Source organism: Pseudomonas sp. C7.1 (assembly GCF_056312395.1).
The window spans coordinates 4068578-4083569 of record NZ_JBWDTL010000003.1 but is presented as its reverse complement, the minus strand read 5'-3'; the positions used below and the strand labels follow the sequence as shown (position 1 = coordinate 4083569).

The following is a 14992-nucleotide window of genomic DNA, read 5'->3' as shown; positions in this document are numbered from 1 at the left end:
ACCCTTGGGTCATCCATTCTTGTTGGCGTCAACGCAACAGATGCACCACCAGTCCGGCCAGCGCCGAGACCAGCAGCACCTCCATCACCCCACGCTTAAAGCGCAACAACGCCAGCGCCGCCGCCACGGCCAGCACGGCCGATGGCCAGTCGAAGCTGCAGGCAAAGCCCTGCGGCCAGAGCACGTGGTAGGCAAAAAACAGCGCCAGATTAAGGATCACCCCCACCACCGCCGCAGTAATCGCGGTCAGTGGTGCAGTGAATTTCAACTCACCATGGGTCGACTCCACCAGCGGCCCGCCGGCGAGGATGAACAAAAAGGACGGCAGAAAGGTAAACCAGGTGACCAACGCCGCCGCCAGCGCACCGCTGACAAAGCCCGAGTCGCCGCCGAACACCGGCTGCAGATAAGCGCCAACAAAGGCCACAAACGCTACCACCATGATCAGCGGCCCCGGCGTGGTTTCGCCCAGGGCCAGGCCGTCGATCATCTGCGTTGGCGTCAGCCAGCCGTAATGACCAATGGCGCCCTGATAGACATACGGCAGCACCGCATAGGCGCCGCCAAAGGTCAGCAGCGCCGCCTTGGTAAAGAACCAGGCCATCTGTGTCAGCGTGCCGTCCCAGCCATACAGCCCGGTCAGCAGGCCCATCGGCAGCAGCCAGAGCAACGCGCCAACCGCCAGCAACAACGCCAGACGCGAGGCGCGAAAACGCGTGTGCGCCAGCGGCGGGCTGTCATCATCGATCAACGCAGGGCCATAGCTCGTACGTTGCGCCGCATGTCCACCGCCCAGGCTGAACTGCTGTGGCAGCAGGCGGCCTCCGAAGTAGCCGAGCAGCGCGGCGCCAATCACGATCAACGGAAACGGCACATTGAAGGCAAAAATCGCCACAAAAGACGCGCCGGCAATGCCCCATAACCAGTTGTTCTGCAGCGCCCGCGAGCCGATGCGCCAGGCCGCTTGCATGACGATGGCAGTCACCGCCGGCTTGATGCCGTAGAAAATCCCCGCCACCAGCGGCACATCGCCATAGGCGATATACAGCCAGGACAGGCCGATCAGGATAAACAGCGACGGCAGCACGAACAGCGCCCCAGCGATCACCCCGCCCCAGGTGCGGTGCAGCAGCCAGCCGATATAGGTGGCCAGCTGCTGCGCCTCCGGCCCCGGCAGCAACATGCAGTAGTTCAGCGCATGCAGAAAACGCCGCTCGGACAGCCAGCGGCGCTTCTCCACCAGCTCCTGATGCATGATCGCGATCTGCCCGGCCGGCCCGCCGAAACTGATCAGGCCGAGCTTGAGCCAGAACCAGAAGGCTTCGCGCAGGCTCACCGCTGGCGGTGCTATGGATGCAGATAACTCGGACATGGGGCAACTCACGGCGATACAAACGGTCGCACTATAGCGCGCCACAATGACGATTTAAGCCTGCAACACCAAGCCCAGGCGTGGATTTCCGTATACTTGGCAGCGCTGCGCCCTCCTTCAACCTGCCCGTGAAGCCCTCTGTGAAAATCCGCCATTCGTTAGTAAGCCTGCTGTTGATCTGCAGCTGCGCTGTCGTTGCATCGAACATCCAGGCCGCCCCCGCCAAACAACAGGACCTGGCCGCCGGCAGCGCCCTGCTGGTCGACCTGCAGACCAATAAAGTGCTCTACGAGCGCAACGCCGACAGCGTGGTGCCGATTGCCTCGGTAACCAAGCTGATGACCGCCATGGTCACCCTCGACGCCAAGCTACCGCTGGATCAGCAGTTGCCGATCATGATTCGCGACACCCATGAGATGCGCGGCGTGTTCTCCCGCGTGCGCGTGGGCAGCGAACTGAGCCGCCGCGACATGCTACTGCTGGCCCTGATGGCCTCGGAAAACCGCGCGGCCGCCAGCCTGGCTCACCACTATCCGGGCGGCCACAGCGCCTTTGTCGCGGCGATGAATGCCAAGGCCCGCGCCCTGGGCATGAAGCACTCGCGCTTTGTCGAACCCACCGGCCTGTCGGAACACAACGTGTCGAGCGCCCGCGACCTGGTGCTGATGCTCAAGGCCGCGCGCCAGTACCCGCTGATCAACCAGTTCAGCACCACCTCGGAAAAGACCCAGGCATTTCGCAAACCCAACTACACCCTGGGCTTTCGCAACACCAACAACTTGGTGCGCAAGCCCGGTTGGAGCGTGCAGCTGAGCAAAACCGGCTACACCGGCGAAGCAGGACGCTGCCTGGTGATGAATACCGTGATGAATAACCGCCCGGTGGCCTTCGTGGTGCTGGATGCCTTCGGCAAATACACCCACATGGCCGACGCCAATCGCATCAAGCGCTGGCTGGAAACCGGCAAGGTCACCGCCGTGCCGCCCGCCGCCATCAGCTACCGCCAGCAGAAACTGGCGCAACGTAAGGCCCAAGCTCAGGCGACACAGTAACCCCTTCAAGCAAAAGGCCCGCAACAAGTGCGGGCCTTTCTTCAATCAGTAAGCAGCTCAGCTGTTATTCAGCCCGAGCAACGGCTGGCGCATGCCAAACACCAGAAAACGCGCCAGCTCGGGGAGCGGCAAGGCCTTGCTGATCAGGAAGCCCTGCACCTGATCGCAGCCGTACTGGCGCAGCAACGCCAGCTGTTCGGCATTCTCCACGCCCTCGCCCACCACCTGCAGGTTGAGGTTGTGCGCCAGGTTGATCATCGCCCGCACCAACTGGCGATTTTCCGCGCGCTCGCCCATGCCGCCGACAAAGCTCTTGTCGATTTTCAGCAGGGTGATCGGCAGGTTGTTCAAGTGCACAAAGGAGGAAAAGCCGGTGCCGAAGTCGTCCAGCGAGAAACGCACACCAAGGCGACCGAGAGCCAGCATGGTCTGCTGCACCTGATCGCTGCGGCGCATCACGGCGGTTTCGGTTAGCTCGAACTCCAGCCACTGCGCATCCACGCCGCGCTCTTCGATCAGGCGGCTGAGGGTCGGCAGCAGTTGGCTATCTTGAAACTGACGGAACGACAGATTGACCGCCATATGCAACGCCGGCAGGCCGCGCCCGCGCAGCCACTGCATATCGCGCAGCGCGCGGCTGATCACCCAATAACCCAGCGGTACGATCAGCCCGCTTTCCTCGGCCAGCGGCACAAACTCATTCGGCGCCAGCAGGCCATGTACGCTGTGCCGCCAGCGCACCAGGGCTTCTAGGCCAACGATACGCCCGGTTTGCAAACACAAGCGCGGCTGGTAATGCAGCTCCAGCTCGTCGCGGCGTAGGGCGCGGCGCAGTTCGCTTTCCAGGTCAACCCGGTTGCGCGCGCTACGGTTGATCCGCTCGTCATAGAGATGAAAGGTACAGCCCTGCTGGCTCTTGGCCTGTTGCATGGCGATATGCGCGTGCCACATCAGCGGGTCGGCGCTACTGTCCGCACGGGAGTGGGCCAGCCCCAGGCTGCAGCCGATCAGTAGGCTTTCACCGTCGATCCAGTAAGGCTCGCCGAGGGCTTCGGTAATCTGCGCGGCCAGGCGCTCGGCGCGCTCCGGATCGCGGCGGCTGTCGAGTAGCAGGGCAAACTCATCGCTGCCCAGGCGCGCCACCTGATCGCCGGCCTGCAAATGCGCCTTGATCCGCGCCACCACCTGCAGAATCAAACTGTCGCCGCCCTGATAACCAAGGGCATCGTTGGCATGACGGAAGTTGTCCAGATCGAGATGGCCGAGGGTCAGGCCGCATCCTTCGTACTCGGCCAACCGCGCCGCAAGTAAGGTTTGAAAGCCCTGGCGGTTGGCAATTCCGGTCAGCGCGTCCTGCTCGGCCAAACGGTGCAGGGTGTCGTAGAGCTTGCCGCGCTCGCGCGCATAACGCAGGCAACGGCGCAGCATCTCGGTGCTGAGCTGGTCACGCACCAGCCAGTCGCACACACCCTCGGGCTCGGCTTCAGGCTCGGCATCCAGCAGCAAAACCATTGGCAGAGAACAGTGCGCGGAGGCGGGCAGGTATTTCGCGGTGGTCAGCAGCAGGGCGTTGCTGGGTTTATCGAACAGCGCGCTGGCCGCCTCCCAGGACGGTGCGGTAATCAGCGCATAACCACTGCCAAGCGCATTCAGACGCTCGCGCAGCAACTGCGCCCAGCCGGGCGTTTCCGCCAGCAGGAGCAAGCGTAATGGTTCGACGAACGCGGACAAGCAACTTCCCCCACAGCACAAATAAAGAGCATTAAACCGCTCGGATGCGTCGTAATCGACGTCTAATCACGCACATCCTTGTGTCAGTGGCGCGTATCCTGCGGCCAAGCAGGTACCCAAAAGTGGCACCAGAGTACTGGATTAGGAAAATTAACCAAGCCTGGCGACTTGCCATTATGTGCGCTGCCACACACTTCCAGATGGTCACGGCAGAAAGCGTCAGGCCTGTTAAAATGCGCGCCCATTCCGCCTGACGATTGACTTCATGTCCCGACTGAACCCCCGGCAGCAGGAAGCCGTGAACTATGTCGGCGGCCCACTTTTGGTGCTCGCCGGCGCAGGCTCCGGCAAGACCAGCGTGATCACCCGCAAGATCGCCCACCTGGTGCAGAACTGCGGTATCCAGGCCCGCCATATCGTCGCCATGACCTTTACCAACAAGGCCGCGCGGGAGATGAAGGAACGCGTCGGCACCCTGCTCAAGGGCCCGGAGGCTCGCGGCCTGACTGTCTCGACCTTTCACAATCTGGGCATGAACATCATCCGCAAGGAATACGCGGCGCTGGGCTACAAGCCGGGGTTCTCGATCTTCGACGAGGGCGATATCAAGGCGCTGCTCAGCGACATCATGCAGAAGGAATACTCCGGCGATGACGGCGCGGATGAGATCAAGAACTACATCGGCAGCTGGAAGAACGACCTGATCTTGCCCGAACAGGCCCTGGCCGAATCCCGCAACCCCAAGGAGCAGACCGCCGCTATCGTCTACCTGCACTACCAGCGCACGCTCAAAGCCTATAACGCGGTGGACTTCGACGACCTGATCCTGATGCCGGTGAAGCTGTTCCAGGACAACCCGGCCATTCTGGAAAAGTGGCAGAACCGCATCCGCTACCTGCTGGTCGACGAATACCAGGACACCAACGCCAGCCAGTACCTGCTGGTGAAACTGCTGGTGGGCATGCGCAACCAGTTCACCGTGGTTGGCGACGATGACCAGTCGATCTACGCCTGGCGCGGCGCGCGCCCGGAAAACCTGATGCTGCTCAAGGACGACTATCCATCGCTCAAAGTGGTGATGCTGGAGCAGAACTACCGCTCCACCAGCCGCATCCTCAAGTGCGCCAACATCCTTATCGCCAACAACCCGCATGCGTTCGAGAAACAGCTGTGGAGCGAGATGGGCATGGGCGACGAGATCCGTGTGATCCGCTGCAAAAACGAAGACGCCGAATGCGAGCGGGTGGCCCTGGAAATCCTCACCGAGCACCTGCGCACCCAGCGCCCCTACAGCGATTACGCCATTCTCTATCGCGGCAACTACCAGGCCAAGCTGATGGAGCTGAAACTGCAGCACCACCAGATTCCCTATCGCCTGAGTGGCGGCACCAGCTTCTTCGCCCGCCAGGAGGTGAAGGACCTGATGAGCTACTTCCGCCTGCTGGTCAACCCGGATGACGACAACGCCTTTCTGCGCGTGATCAACGTGCCGCGCCGGGAGATAGGCTCGACCACATTGGAAAAGCTCGGCAACTACGCCACCAACCGCAAGATCAGCATGTACGCCGCCGCCGGTGAAATCGGCCTGGGCGAGCAGCTGGATGCGCGCTACACCGAACGCCTGGCGCGCTTTACCAAGTGGATGGACCGAGTGCGCCAGGAATGCGCGCAGAACGATCCGATTGCGGCGATTCGCAGCATGGTCATGGATATCGATTACGAGAACTGGCTGCGGCAGAACGCCTCCAACGACAAGGTCGCCGACGCGCGCATGGGTAACGTCTGGTTCCTCGTCGAGGCGCTGAAAAACACCCTGGAGCGAGACGAAGACGGCGACATGACCATCGAGGACGCCATCGGCAAGCTGGTGCTGCGCGACATGCTCGAACGCCAGCAGGAGGAAGAGGAAGGTGCCGAAGGCGTGCAGATGATGACCCTGCACGCCTCCAAGGGCCTGGAATATCCGTCGGTGTATATCCTCGGCGTGGAGGAGGAAATCCTCCCGCACCGCTCCAGCATCGAGGCCGATACCGTTGAAGAAGAACGGCGCCTGGCCTACGTCGGCATCACCCGCGCCAAGCGCAACCTGACCATGACCTTCGCTGCTAAGCGCAAGCAATACGGCGAAATCATCGACTGCTCGCCGAGCCGCTTCCTCGATGAGCTGCCGCCCGAGGACCTGGTTTGGGAAGGCCTGGACGACGCCCCACCCGAGGTCAAGGCCGCCACCGGCAACTCGGCCCTGGCCAATATGCGCGCCATGCTAAAAAAATAGCCGGGAGCTATTTTTAACGTCGCTTGCGACGGCCCACAGGGTAGCCGCCAGGGATGGCAGGCCATAAAAAAATAGCCGGGAGCGGCGCGCCCGTAATGTGGCCGCCAGGGATAATAGATCAATCACGATGTAGGTTGGGTTGAGGAACGAAGCCCAACAAGGCGAGTGACATGCTATGCGGCCCCCAATGTTGGGCTTCGCCGCTGCGCGCCTCAACCCAACCTACATCGCAAACCACTGAACAACGAGGGTAACCGCGTGGAAGCGCTAAAACAGAAGATTCGCGATGAAGGCACCGTGCTCTCGGAGCAGGTGCTTAAGGTCGATGCTTTTCTCAATCACCAGATCGACCCCAAGCTGATGCAGCAGATTGGCCATGAGTTTGCCCAGCGCTTTGCCGGCCAGGGCATCACCAAGATTGTCACCATCGAAGCCTCGGGTATTGCTCCGGCAGTGATGGCCGGGCTGGAGCTGGGCGTGCCGGTGATTTTTGCGCGCAAGTACCAGTCGCTGACGCTCACGGACAACTTATATATCTCCAAGGTGTTTTCCTTCACCAAGCAGACCGAAAGCACCCTGGCGATTGCCGCCAAGCACCTGAGCGCCAAGGATCACGTGCTGCTGATCGACGACTTTCTGGCCAACGGCCATGCCGCCAAAGCCTTGATCGACCTGATCGGTCAGGCCGGCGCGAGCATTGCCGGCATCGGTGTGGTAATCGAAAAATCCTTCCAGCGCGGTCGTGCCGAACTGGACGCCCAGGGCTATCGGGTCGAGTCGTTGGCACGTATCGACTCACTCAAGGGTGGCCAGGTCAGCTTTCTCGAATAACAGGCCGTTGAAAAACTACCTGCGTTGGCAATACTGCGTTAACAGTCATGGCAGCCCCGCCACCCCTGATGATGAAAGAGAGCTATAGATAGGGAAGGTGGCGGTGAGAGGTCGCTAGTTTTTTTGGCGGAGACACCCCGTCGTTAACATGATCCAGCGAACTGACTCGTACCCCGGATTGCCTCTTTCGAGAGCGAACGCTAACAGTCATGGCAGCCCCGCCACCCCTGATGATGAAAGAGAGCTATAGATAGGGAAGGTGGCGGTGAGAGGTCGCTAGTTTTTTTGGCGGAGACACCCCGTCGTTAACATGATCCAGCGAACTGACTCGTACCCCGGATTGCCTCTTTCGAGAGCGAACGCTAAATAGGCCGTTGGGGACTTGTTCCCTTCAGGCTCATTCAGTTCGATCACCGCCACCTTCCCGATCTTGAGTGTAGACAGCAGAGGGGTGGGGTATGGAATTGATTGCCCTTTATAAACGTGTGGTTGGACTGGATGTGCATCAGGCCCAGATCACTGCCTGCGCGGTGATTGAAGAGACGGATGGTCGCATCACAGTCGAGCACCGTCAGTTTGGCGCGTTCAAGCGTGATCGTCGGGCGCTGGCCGAGTGGGTAGCGGCTCTGCAGCCGGACGATGTGGTGATGGAGAGCACCGGCGTTTACTGGAAGAGCCCCTATGCGGCCCTGGAAGCGGTGGGTATCAGGGCCAAGGTGGTCAATGCTCGGCATGTCAAAAATGTACCTGGGCGCAAAACGGACATAGCCGATGCTCACTGGCTGGCGATCCTGGCGCGCGCTGGGCTCTTGCGTGGCTCGTTTGTGCCGCCGGCCAAGCTGCGCGAGTTGCGCCTGATTGCCAGGCAGCGGCAGAAGCTGGTCAGCCAGTTGGCCTCGGAGAAGAACCGCTTGCACAAGGTGTTGAGCGACAGCGGGGTGCGTCTCGGCGTCGTGGTGAGCGACCTGCATGGGCGTTCTGCGCGGGCCATGGTCAAGGCGATCATTGCGGGTCAGCCCGTACACGAAGTGCTCAAGTTCGCCACGCGCCGCCTGAAGGCCAGCCGTGAAGAGCTGTTCGAGGCGCTGCAAGGAGAACCGACGGCCAGCCACTGTTTTGTGCTCGACGAGTTGATGCAGCACATTGAAGAGCTTGAAGCGCGGATTTCCCGTTTCGAAGCCCGCCTGCTCAGCGAACTCGATAGCGAGCGCAATGCCCTGTCTCTTTTGCAGACCCTGCCCGGCGTTGACTTGATCGGCGCGGCGCTACTCATCGTTGAGATCGGCAGTGACATGGACGCCTTTGGTAGCGCTGATCGATTAGCCTCCTGGGTGGGCATCTGTCCAGGCAACAACGAGTCTGCAGGTAAACACAAACCTGGAAAGATACGTAAGGGCAATGCTCATGTGCGGCGGTTGTTATGCGAATTCTCGCACTCGGCCAGCCGCACTGCATCGGTATTCAAAACCAAGTTCCAGGCACTGGTGATTCGACGTGGCTACAAGCGCGCGATCATCGCCTTGGCTCACAAACTGCTACGTACCGTCTACTACATGCTCAAGCGGCGCGAACACTACCGGGACAGCGCCCTGGACTATGAAGCCTTGTCGGTCAAACGCAATTCAGCTCGCTGGCTCAGGGCACTGGAGAAGTTCGGCTACCTGCCGAGCTAAACCACCCCCGAGTGTTTTTTTGCTGGTGTCCGGCAGGTTCGCGCTCGTCTGTCAGATGGATTCTTTCACGCTAAATAGGCCGTTGGGGACTTGTTCCCTTCAGGCTCATTCAGTTCGATCACCGCCACCTTCCCGATCTTGAGTGTAGACAGCAGAGGGGTGGGGTATGGAATTGATTGCCCTTTATAAACGTGTGGTTGGACTGGATGTGCATCAGGCCCAGATCACTGCCTGCGCGGTGATTGAAGAGACGGATGGTCGCATCACAGTCGAGCACCGTCAGTTTGGCGCGTTCAAGCGTGATCGTCGGGCGCTGGCCGAGTGGGTAGCGGCTCTGCAGCCGGACGATGTGGTGATGGAGAGCACCGGCGTTTACTGGAAGAGCCCCTATGCGGCCCTGGAAGCGGTGGGTATCAGGGCCAAGGTGGTCAATGCTCGGCATGTCAAAAATGTACCTGGGCGCAAAACGGACATAGCCGATGCTCACTGGCTGGCGATCCTGGCGCGCGCTGGGCTCTTGCGTGGCTCGTTTGTGCCGCCGGCCAAGCTGCGCGAGTTGCGCCTGATTGCCAGGCAGCGGCAGAAGCTGGTCAGCCAGTTGGCCTCGGAGAAGAACCGCTTGCACAAGGTGTTGAGCGACAGCGGGGTGCGTCTCGGCGTCGTGGTGAGCGACCTGCATGGGCGTTCTGCGCGGGCCATGGTCAAGGCGATCATTGCGGGTCAGCCCGTACACGAAGTGCTCAAGTTCGCCACGCGCCGCCTGAAGGCCAGCCGTGAAGAGCTGTTCGAGGCGCTGCAAGGAGAACCGACGGCCAGCCACTGTTTTGTGCTCGACGAGTTGATGCAGCACATTGAAGAGCTTGAAGCGCGGATTTCCCGTTTCGAAGCCCGCCTGCTCAGCGAACTCGATAGCGAGCGCAATGCCCTGTCTCTTTTGCAGACCCTGCCCGGCGTTGACTTGATCGGCGCGGCGCTACTCATCGTTGAGATCGGCAGTGACATGGACGCCTTTGGTAGCGCTGATCGATTAGCCTCCTGGGTGGGCATCTGTCCAGGCAACAACGAGTCTGCAGGTAAACACAAACCTGGAAAGATACGTAAGGGCAATGCTCATGTGCGGCGGTTGTTATGCGAATTCTCGCACTCGGCCAGCCGCACTGCATCGGTATTCAAAACCAAGTTCCAGGCACTGGTGATTCGACGTGGCTACAAGCGCGCGATCATCGCCTTGGCTCACAAACTGCTACGTACCGTCTACTACATGCTCAAGCGGCGCGAACACTACCGGGACAGCGCCCTGGACTATGAAGCCTTGTCGGTCAAACGCAATTCAGCTCGCTGGCTCAGGGCACTGGAGAAGTTCGGCTACCTGCCGAGCTAAACCACCCCCGAGTGTTTTTTTGCTGGTGTCCGGCAGGTTCGCGCTCGTCTGTCAGATGGATTCTTTCACGCTAAAAACAGGCTCGGAATGCTCATTTACAGCACGTAAACTCCGCTTCCTCGCCTGTTTTTGCCTTGTCTTGCCTGCCTCGCCTACATTTTTCAACGGCCTGCTAAGCCTGCTGCTGTAAGCGCGCGCCGTTTTTGGCACTGCTTAGCGCGGGGTTTGGCATAGAGAAAGCCGAGCCGCGCGCATGATTTTAGCTCGATGTTTGGCATAGCCGCAGATTAACCCGCCCCCCGCCTACAAACTGCGGCACGACTTCCAAGTAGCGCCCCCCAGGCCCCGCAATAGCATGAACCCGCAACCCCATAATCTGGGCCATCGGTATATGCAGCTCATTACCCACAGCAGTAGCGCCGATGTTCTGCCCCATAGCGCCCACTCCATCAAATCCAGCAGAGCATTTCAAAACCAGCTGGCTCGCTGCGGCTGTTGGCCATGCGACGACTGTAAACTCCAGTACGTGCCTTGAAGGTACATTCGGCAACATCAGAACAAACTGGCCTCCCGGCCCTTCACCAACCTCGAATACCTCAACCCGGCCAGCGGTCATCGGCACATCAAGCTGGCCGGCCTCGGTCAACTCATGAAAGGTGTGCACGCCAATCGGGTGGCCCCAGTCTGCTGCCGTTGAAGTACCGTTCGATATGTAGTGAAAGCCTGAAACCAGATCGACGTAGTGGGCCGCTATTGAAGGCGGTGCCCCTGTTGGCGCGCCATTGCCACTCGCCACGTGTTGTACTTCAGCCATCATGTATCTCCTTGTGTAGCAGGGCTAGACCCAGTTGATAACGGAACTCGTAGGAACCTGCGTCAGAGCCGCGCCGGTGCGTGAGTTGTAAGAGCCGCGTAGGCTGGACGTCGGGAAGCCCACAAACTGCTGAGCCGTGCCGGACTTAAACCCCGTAGGGCTGTAAGCGTTTTGCACACTGCATATCGATGCCGGGCCGGACATCGTCCAGAGCGCAAGTAGCTTGTTTGAGTAGAGGTGCAGCCCTGCATATGCTCGGGCAAAACGCGGCCCGCCTAGCTCAAGGTAAGCCGACGGAGGCGATTGAGATTCAAGCAAAGTCCCAACAACAAGCGGCGCGAAGCCATCGTTCCGAATGGCTCTGTCTAACGGCTGTAGGCCGGTACTGGGTAGGTTGCTGCCTATGCCCTGCGCGCCATCCTGATCAACCTGTTCGCTGTCCACTTCCAGCACAACGTCAACCGTGGTGCGGAACTGCGCCACCCCAACCTGGTTAAGTGTGTCGCCGCGCAGCTCAAACGACACATCTGGGTTTGTGCTGCTAAACAGCTCCGGTCCGGCTCTGTAGTTCAGCTCTCTGCGCAACTCTGCCTCAGCGATAACAGCGCCGTTGAGGCTCAGGGTTTGCTTGATAACCTCGGTGGTAGTGCGGTTGATGTTGAACGAAACACTCCCCGCAAAGTACTCCGTGTCAAGCAGGGGCGAGCCCAGATTGGGGATCGGCGAGCCGTCGTCTGCAAAATAGGAGTTCACATTTGATTTTTCAGTGATGCCGGATGCGCTAATGCTAAAAACCGTATTGGCGGTCACCTCATTACTGCCGCCGCGTTCAAGCAATTGCACCTCGCCATCATCGTCAAACCAGGCGGCGATCACTGTGCTGCCATAATCCCAACGCACCACCCCATCGCGGGCGCGCCAGTTAATTGGCCATATCACAATATCCGGCGCATCTTCAGGAGTCACCACGGCTGCGGCGTACGTCACGCGCGGCGTCGTTATTGCACGCCCCTGATACTCGGCAAAAAACTCGGGGCCGTTATCGGTCTCAACCCACACGCCATCCAATAGCCCAACCGATTGCGCGTTCTGGCCCACTCTTGCCCGGTATTCATTCCACTGCACATCGTACTGCGTGCGGCTCGGAGCTATGGGCGCGCTGAGATACTCAAGTTCAGCAGTAAACACCTCATCCACTCGCGCTATGCGCACTAAAAAAAAGTCGGGTCCATAGCCAGTGGCGCGGAATATCGCCGCATCGCCACGGCGGGAGACGTCCGCCAGCTGCATTTGATCGGGCAACATAGCGCCAGTGACACCACCAGGAACCTCCGGATATAGGGTGACCGGGACTGCATCGTCGGGTGCCTGTAGCGACACAATAGACACCTCCACCCGGCGGCCCGTCGGGCCACCCGATACCCCCCTGATGCCCACAAAACAGCACTTTCCAGGTGCCTCGGCATAGATGAAACGAGCAGCCGCCTGCAGCTGATCAGCCACCTTTGACACCTTGCGCCATTCAACGCCATGGACGTAACCGGCACTCCAGCAAAGAATGTCCACCGGCCAGCTCCAACCGCGAGCCTCATCTGCCAGCGCTTCCTCGGGGGAACGAACAGCGCCAGGCGCATCAGGCACCGTTAGCAGCCAGTTGTCCCCGTTCTGCGGTGAGTTAATTTCGACCGTGGCACCGTTCGGCAGGGTCAGCTCTCGCCCACGTACAAGACCATGACAGGGGAAGCCAAAGGCTCGATAGTCAGGGAGGGTCAGCTCGATATCGATCATGGTTCGCCTTTCCCTCCGCCCGGAGTGGCCTTGACTGGGCGTTTAGCAAAGCGAATCTCGCCAACCTCGCCGTTTGCGTCGTGCATCGTGATGGCGTCGACCTGCGGCAGCTCCAGCGCGACCAGCCCGTCCGTTGTAATCAGCACGGTTGAGCTGTCGTGATACGTCCGGGCGTACTCGGCGGTGTCACCCACGCTACCCTCAATAAGCGGCCAGGAAATTCCGCCGGCACCTGTCGGTGGGGCAACATAGGGCACGCTGACTCGCTTACCAGCACGCGCGCCGCGACGGGCAGCGACGGGCAGCCCCTCGCGGCGCTCCGGCTGCAACAGGCCCTGCAGGTCACTGATTAGCCGCTGATAATTCATGCAACCTCCATTAAAAGTTGGTCGCTCGGTAGCACAACGGGGTATGTATGCTCGCGCGTTGCCTCGGTCGGGTCACGATGCTCGGCCGCGATATCCGGCGTTGTGATCTGCAAACGGCGGGGGTGGCTTTCCGAACTGGGTGTTTCCCAGCCGTAGTTGCCGGCGAATCCGTCGATATCTTCGCTGTACGGGGGCGACGCGGGCCGGCCGCCCAACTGGGTCGCCAGTTGGGCAATGGACTCGGGCGGCTCGCCAAAATCGAATACAGCTCGGGCCGGCAAGGTGAAGCCAGCACCGGTCGCAACTTGGCCAACGCGGGTCAGCGCCAGCTCTAGTTCGGCCACGGCCTCGCCGCTGTCGTGATCCCAGCGCACGGCCCCGCGCCGCAGCTTGCCTTTTGCGCGCATGCCGAGCGCCTCGACCTGGACGGTATGCACCAGGTCGAACACGTCATCGGTGACCGGCACTTGGAATGCCAGGCGGCTCTGGCGGTGGCTGGCATGCATGCGCGTTTTCTCAAGGGCGAATGCGGTACGTAGGAGGTTCTCGCGGCGGGCCGGCTCGTCCTCATCAAGAATCCAGTCGCCCAGTTCGTCCTGCACCGCCGTATCGGGACGCGGGCCTTCCTCGTCTTCCCAGGCACCGCCGTCAAACTCGACCTCGTCGGAGTGACGGGCCGACCCACCGCGCATGCCGTAAGCCGCTACGGAGCCGGGAACCTCCAGCGCCAGCTTGTAGACTTCGGTCAGCGTCTGTGCCACGCGGGCACCCACACGCGCATTGAAGGCCAGCATATGCGGGTCGGCAGTAAAGCGGTTGCCCCAGGAACCGCCATTGCCGCATGGGTTGGGCATCGAGTGCGGCAGCGCCTCGTAGGTAAGCCCAAGCGTCGTCCAGTTTGCTTGATCGAGCGCCCCGGTCAGCATGCTCACGGTCGGTAACTCGGTGTCGTCGCCCAGCCAAACGCAGAACGACCCGGCCGGGTGCTCCCAGGCGAAGGTGTACTCGCGGTGGCGCAGGCGCTGGTAACGGTACTCGACTGTTAGCTCCACCCGGTTGATCAACTGATCGGCAGTTGCCAGATTGAGCTGCAGCGAGCCGTCAATGATTTCGTCGGCGGTGAAGCGGTAGTGTGCTGCCGGTGCAGCCTCCCACTCCGTCAGACGGAACTGGCCTTCAGCGCTGCAATCGAGCGACAGTGCGCGAGTGCTGAGCAAGTTAGCGGCGTAGCGTTCGGGGTCGTCGATCTGGCCGAACACGCCCTCGGCATAGTCGCCCGGCACCAGGGCGGCGATCTGCTCAGCAGTCATAGCAGCCAGACGCCGCTGGCGCTGACAGGTGGCTGTCATGGTGAGCACCTGGCTGGAAATATCGACGCTCGGCTGCATGGCCTCGCCGGTAAACCACAGCGCCTGCGCGGCGACCAGGTCACCCTCCAGACGTTGGTGATAAAAGGTCACTGGCTGCCCGGTGAAGGCGTCCGGCTCAAATACGCCCGGCTCGGGCAACAGTCGCAGCGTGCAAAGTCGGCTGCCCGACTCTTCGAACTCGATACTCGCCACGCCTGTCAGCCTGGCGGACACGTCTTCGCTACCGATCTGCACGCGCAAGCGCCAGACCTGATTGTCTGGCACGGTCACCACCTGGCTGACCGATGGCGGCCAGGTATTGAGCGAGGCGGTGTTAAGGGCGCTGAGACCGAGCATG

The 14992-nt window shown here is 60.8% G+C and carries 11 protein-coding genes; 5 read left to right on the top strand and 6 right to left on the bottom strand.

Annotated features, from left to right (window positions below; genetic code table 11):
- Nucleotides 1-28: 28 nt before the first annotated feature.
- On the bottom strand, nt 29-1372 hold the full coding sequence (chrA, locus tag AC0T4W_RS22565) for a chromate efflux transporter (protein ID WP_476323031.1): 1344 nt from the start codon (nt 1370-1372) through the stop codon (nt 29-31).
- 140 nt (nt 1373-1512) lie between these two features.
- Here chrA and pbpG point away from each other — a divergent pair, with 140 nt between their 5' ends.
- On the top strand, nt 1513-2424 hold the full coding sequence (gene pbpG, locus AC0T4W_RS22560; protein WP_476323029.1) for a D-alanyl-D-alanine endopeptidase: 912 nt from the start codon (nt 1513-1515) through the stop codon (nt 2422-2424).
- A 57-nt stretch (nt 2425-2481) separates the two neighbouring features.
- Here the strand turns inward: pbpG and AC0T4W_RS22555 are convergent, their stop codons facing one another.
- Nucleotides 2482-4155, bottom strand: coding sequence for a putative bifunctional diguanylate cyclase/phosphodiesterase (locus tag AC0T4W_RS22555; RefSeq protein WP_476323026.1), 1674 nt, complete (start codon nt 4153-4155; stop codon nt 2482-2484).
- Nucleotides 4156-4420: 265 nt separating this feature from the next.
- Between AC0T4W_RS22555 and rep the strand changes: the two genes are divergently transcribed.
- The 4 genes from rep to AC0T4W_RS22535 all read left to right on the top strand — a co-directional run bounded on the left by rep (nt 4421) and on the right by AC0T4W_RS22535 (nt 10315).
- A complete protein-coding gene (rep, locus tag AC0T4W_RS22550) occupies nt 4421-6430 on the top strand; it encodes a DNA helicase Rep (RefSeq protein ID WP_476323023.1) in 2010 nt (669 codons plus the stop codon).
- A 258-nt stretch (nt 6431-6688) separates the two neighbouring features.
- Nucleotides 6689-7261 (top strand): xanthine phosphoribosyltransferase, encoded by a 573-nt coding sequence (locus tag AC0T4W_RS22545; RefSeq protein ID WP_476323020.1) that lies wholly within the window; start codon nt 6689-6691, stop codon nt 7259-7261.
- Between the two features lie 458 nt (nt 7262-7719).
- Complete coding sequence (locus AC0T4W_RS22540) at nt 7720-8934, top strand: IS110 family RNA-guided transposase (RefSeq protein ID WP_476316702.1); 1215 nt, start codon at nt 7720-7722, stop codon at nt 8932-8934.
- Nucleotides 8935-9100: 166 nt separating this feature from the next.
- A complete protein-coding gene (locus tag AC0T4W_RS22535) occupies nt 9101-10315 on the top strand; it encodes an IS110 family RNA-guided transposase (RefSeq protein WP_476316702.1) in 1215 nt (404 codons plus the stop codon).
- Between the two features lie 259 nt (nt 10316-10574).
- Here AC0T4W_RS22535 and AC0T4W_RS22530 read toward each other — a convergent pair whose 3' ends face one another.
- Genes AC0T4W_RS22530 through AC0T4W_RS22515 form a run of 4 tightly spaced genes read right to left on the bottom strand, consistent with a single transcriptional unit; the run spans nt 10575 to nt 14991 of the window.
- Nucleotides 10575-11129, bottom strand: coding sequence for a hypothetical protein (locus tag AC0T4W_RS22530; protein ID WP_476323017.1), 555 nt, complete (start codon nt 11127-11129; stop codon nt 10575-10577).
- Nucleotides 11130-11153: 24 nt separating this feature from the next.
- On the bottom strand, nt 11154-12917 hold the full coding sequence (locus tag AC0T4W_RS22525; protein WP_476315897.1) for a hypothetical protein: 1764 nt from the start codon (nt 12915-12917) through the stop codon (nt 11154-11156).
- On the bottom strand, nt 12914-13285 hold the full coding sequence (locus AC0T4W_RS22520; protein ID WP_476315900.1) for a hypothetical protein: 372 nt from the start codon (nt 13283-13285) through the stop codon (nt 12914-12916). Before AC0T4W_RS22520 ends, AC0T4W_RS22525 begins: the two co-directional genes overlap by 4 nt.
- Nucleotides 13282-14991 (bottom strand): hypothetical protein, encoded by a 1710-nt coding sequence (locus AC0T4W_RS22515; RefSeq protein ID WP_476318886.1) that lies wholly within the window; start codon nt 14989-14991, stop codon nt 13282-13284. Before AC0T4W_RS22515 ends, AC0T4W_RS22520 begins: the two co-directional genes overlap by 4 nt.
- Nucleotide 14992: the final 1 nt, after the last annotated feature.

Excerpts from the sequence above, each read along its gene's own strand:
- chrA (WP_476323031.1), bottom strand. The coding sequence starts at position 1,372 with ATGTCCGAGTTATCTGCATCCATAGCACCGCCAGCGGTGAGCCTGCGC.
- rep (WP_476323023.1), top strand. The coding sequence starts at position 4,421 with ATGTCCCGACTGAACCCCCGGCAGCAGGAAGCCGTGAACTATGTCGGC.
- AC0T4W_RS22540 (WP_476316702.1), top strand. The coding sequence starts at position 7,720 with ATGGAATTGATTGCCCTTTATAAACGTGTGGTTGGACTGGATGTGCAT.
- AC0T4W_RS22535 (WP_476316702.1), top strand. The coding sequence starts at position 9,101 with ATGGAATTGATTGCCCTTTATAAACGTGTGGTTGGACTGGATGTGCAT.
- AC0T4W_RS22530 (WP_476323017.1), bottom strand. The coding sequence starts at position 11,129 with ATGGCTGAAGTACAACACGTGGCGAGTGGCAATGGCGCGCCAACAGGG.
- AC0T4W_RS22525 (WP_476315897.1), bottom strand. The coding sequence starts at position 12,917 with ATGATCGATATCGAGCTGACCCTCCCTGACTATCGAGCCTTTGGCTTC.
- AC0T4W_RS22520 (WP_476315900.1), bottom strand. The coding sequence starts at position 13,285 with ATGAATTATCAGCGGCTAATCAGTGACCTGCAGGGCCTGTTGCAGCCG.
- AC0T4W_RS22515 (WP_476318886.1), bottom strand. The coding sequence starts at position 14,991 with ATGCTCGGTCTCAGCGCCCTTAACACCGCCTCGCTCAATACCTGGCCG.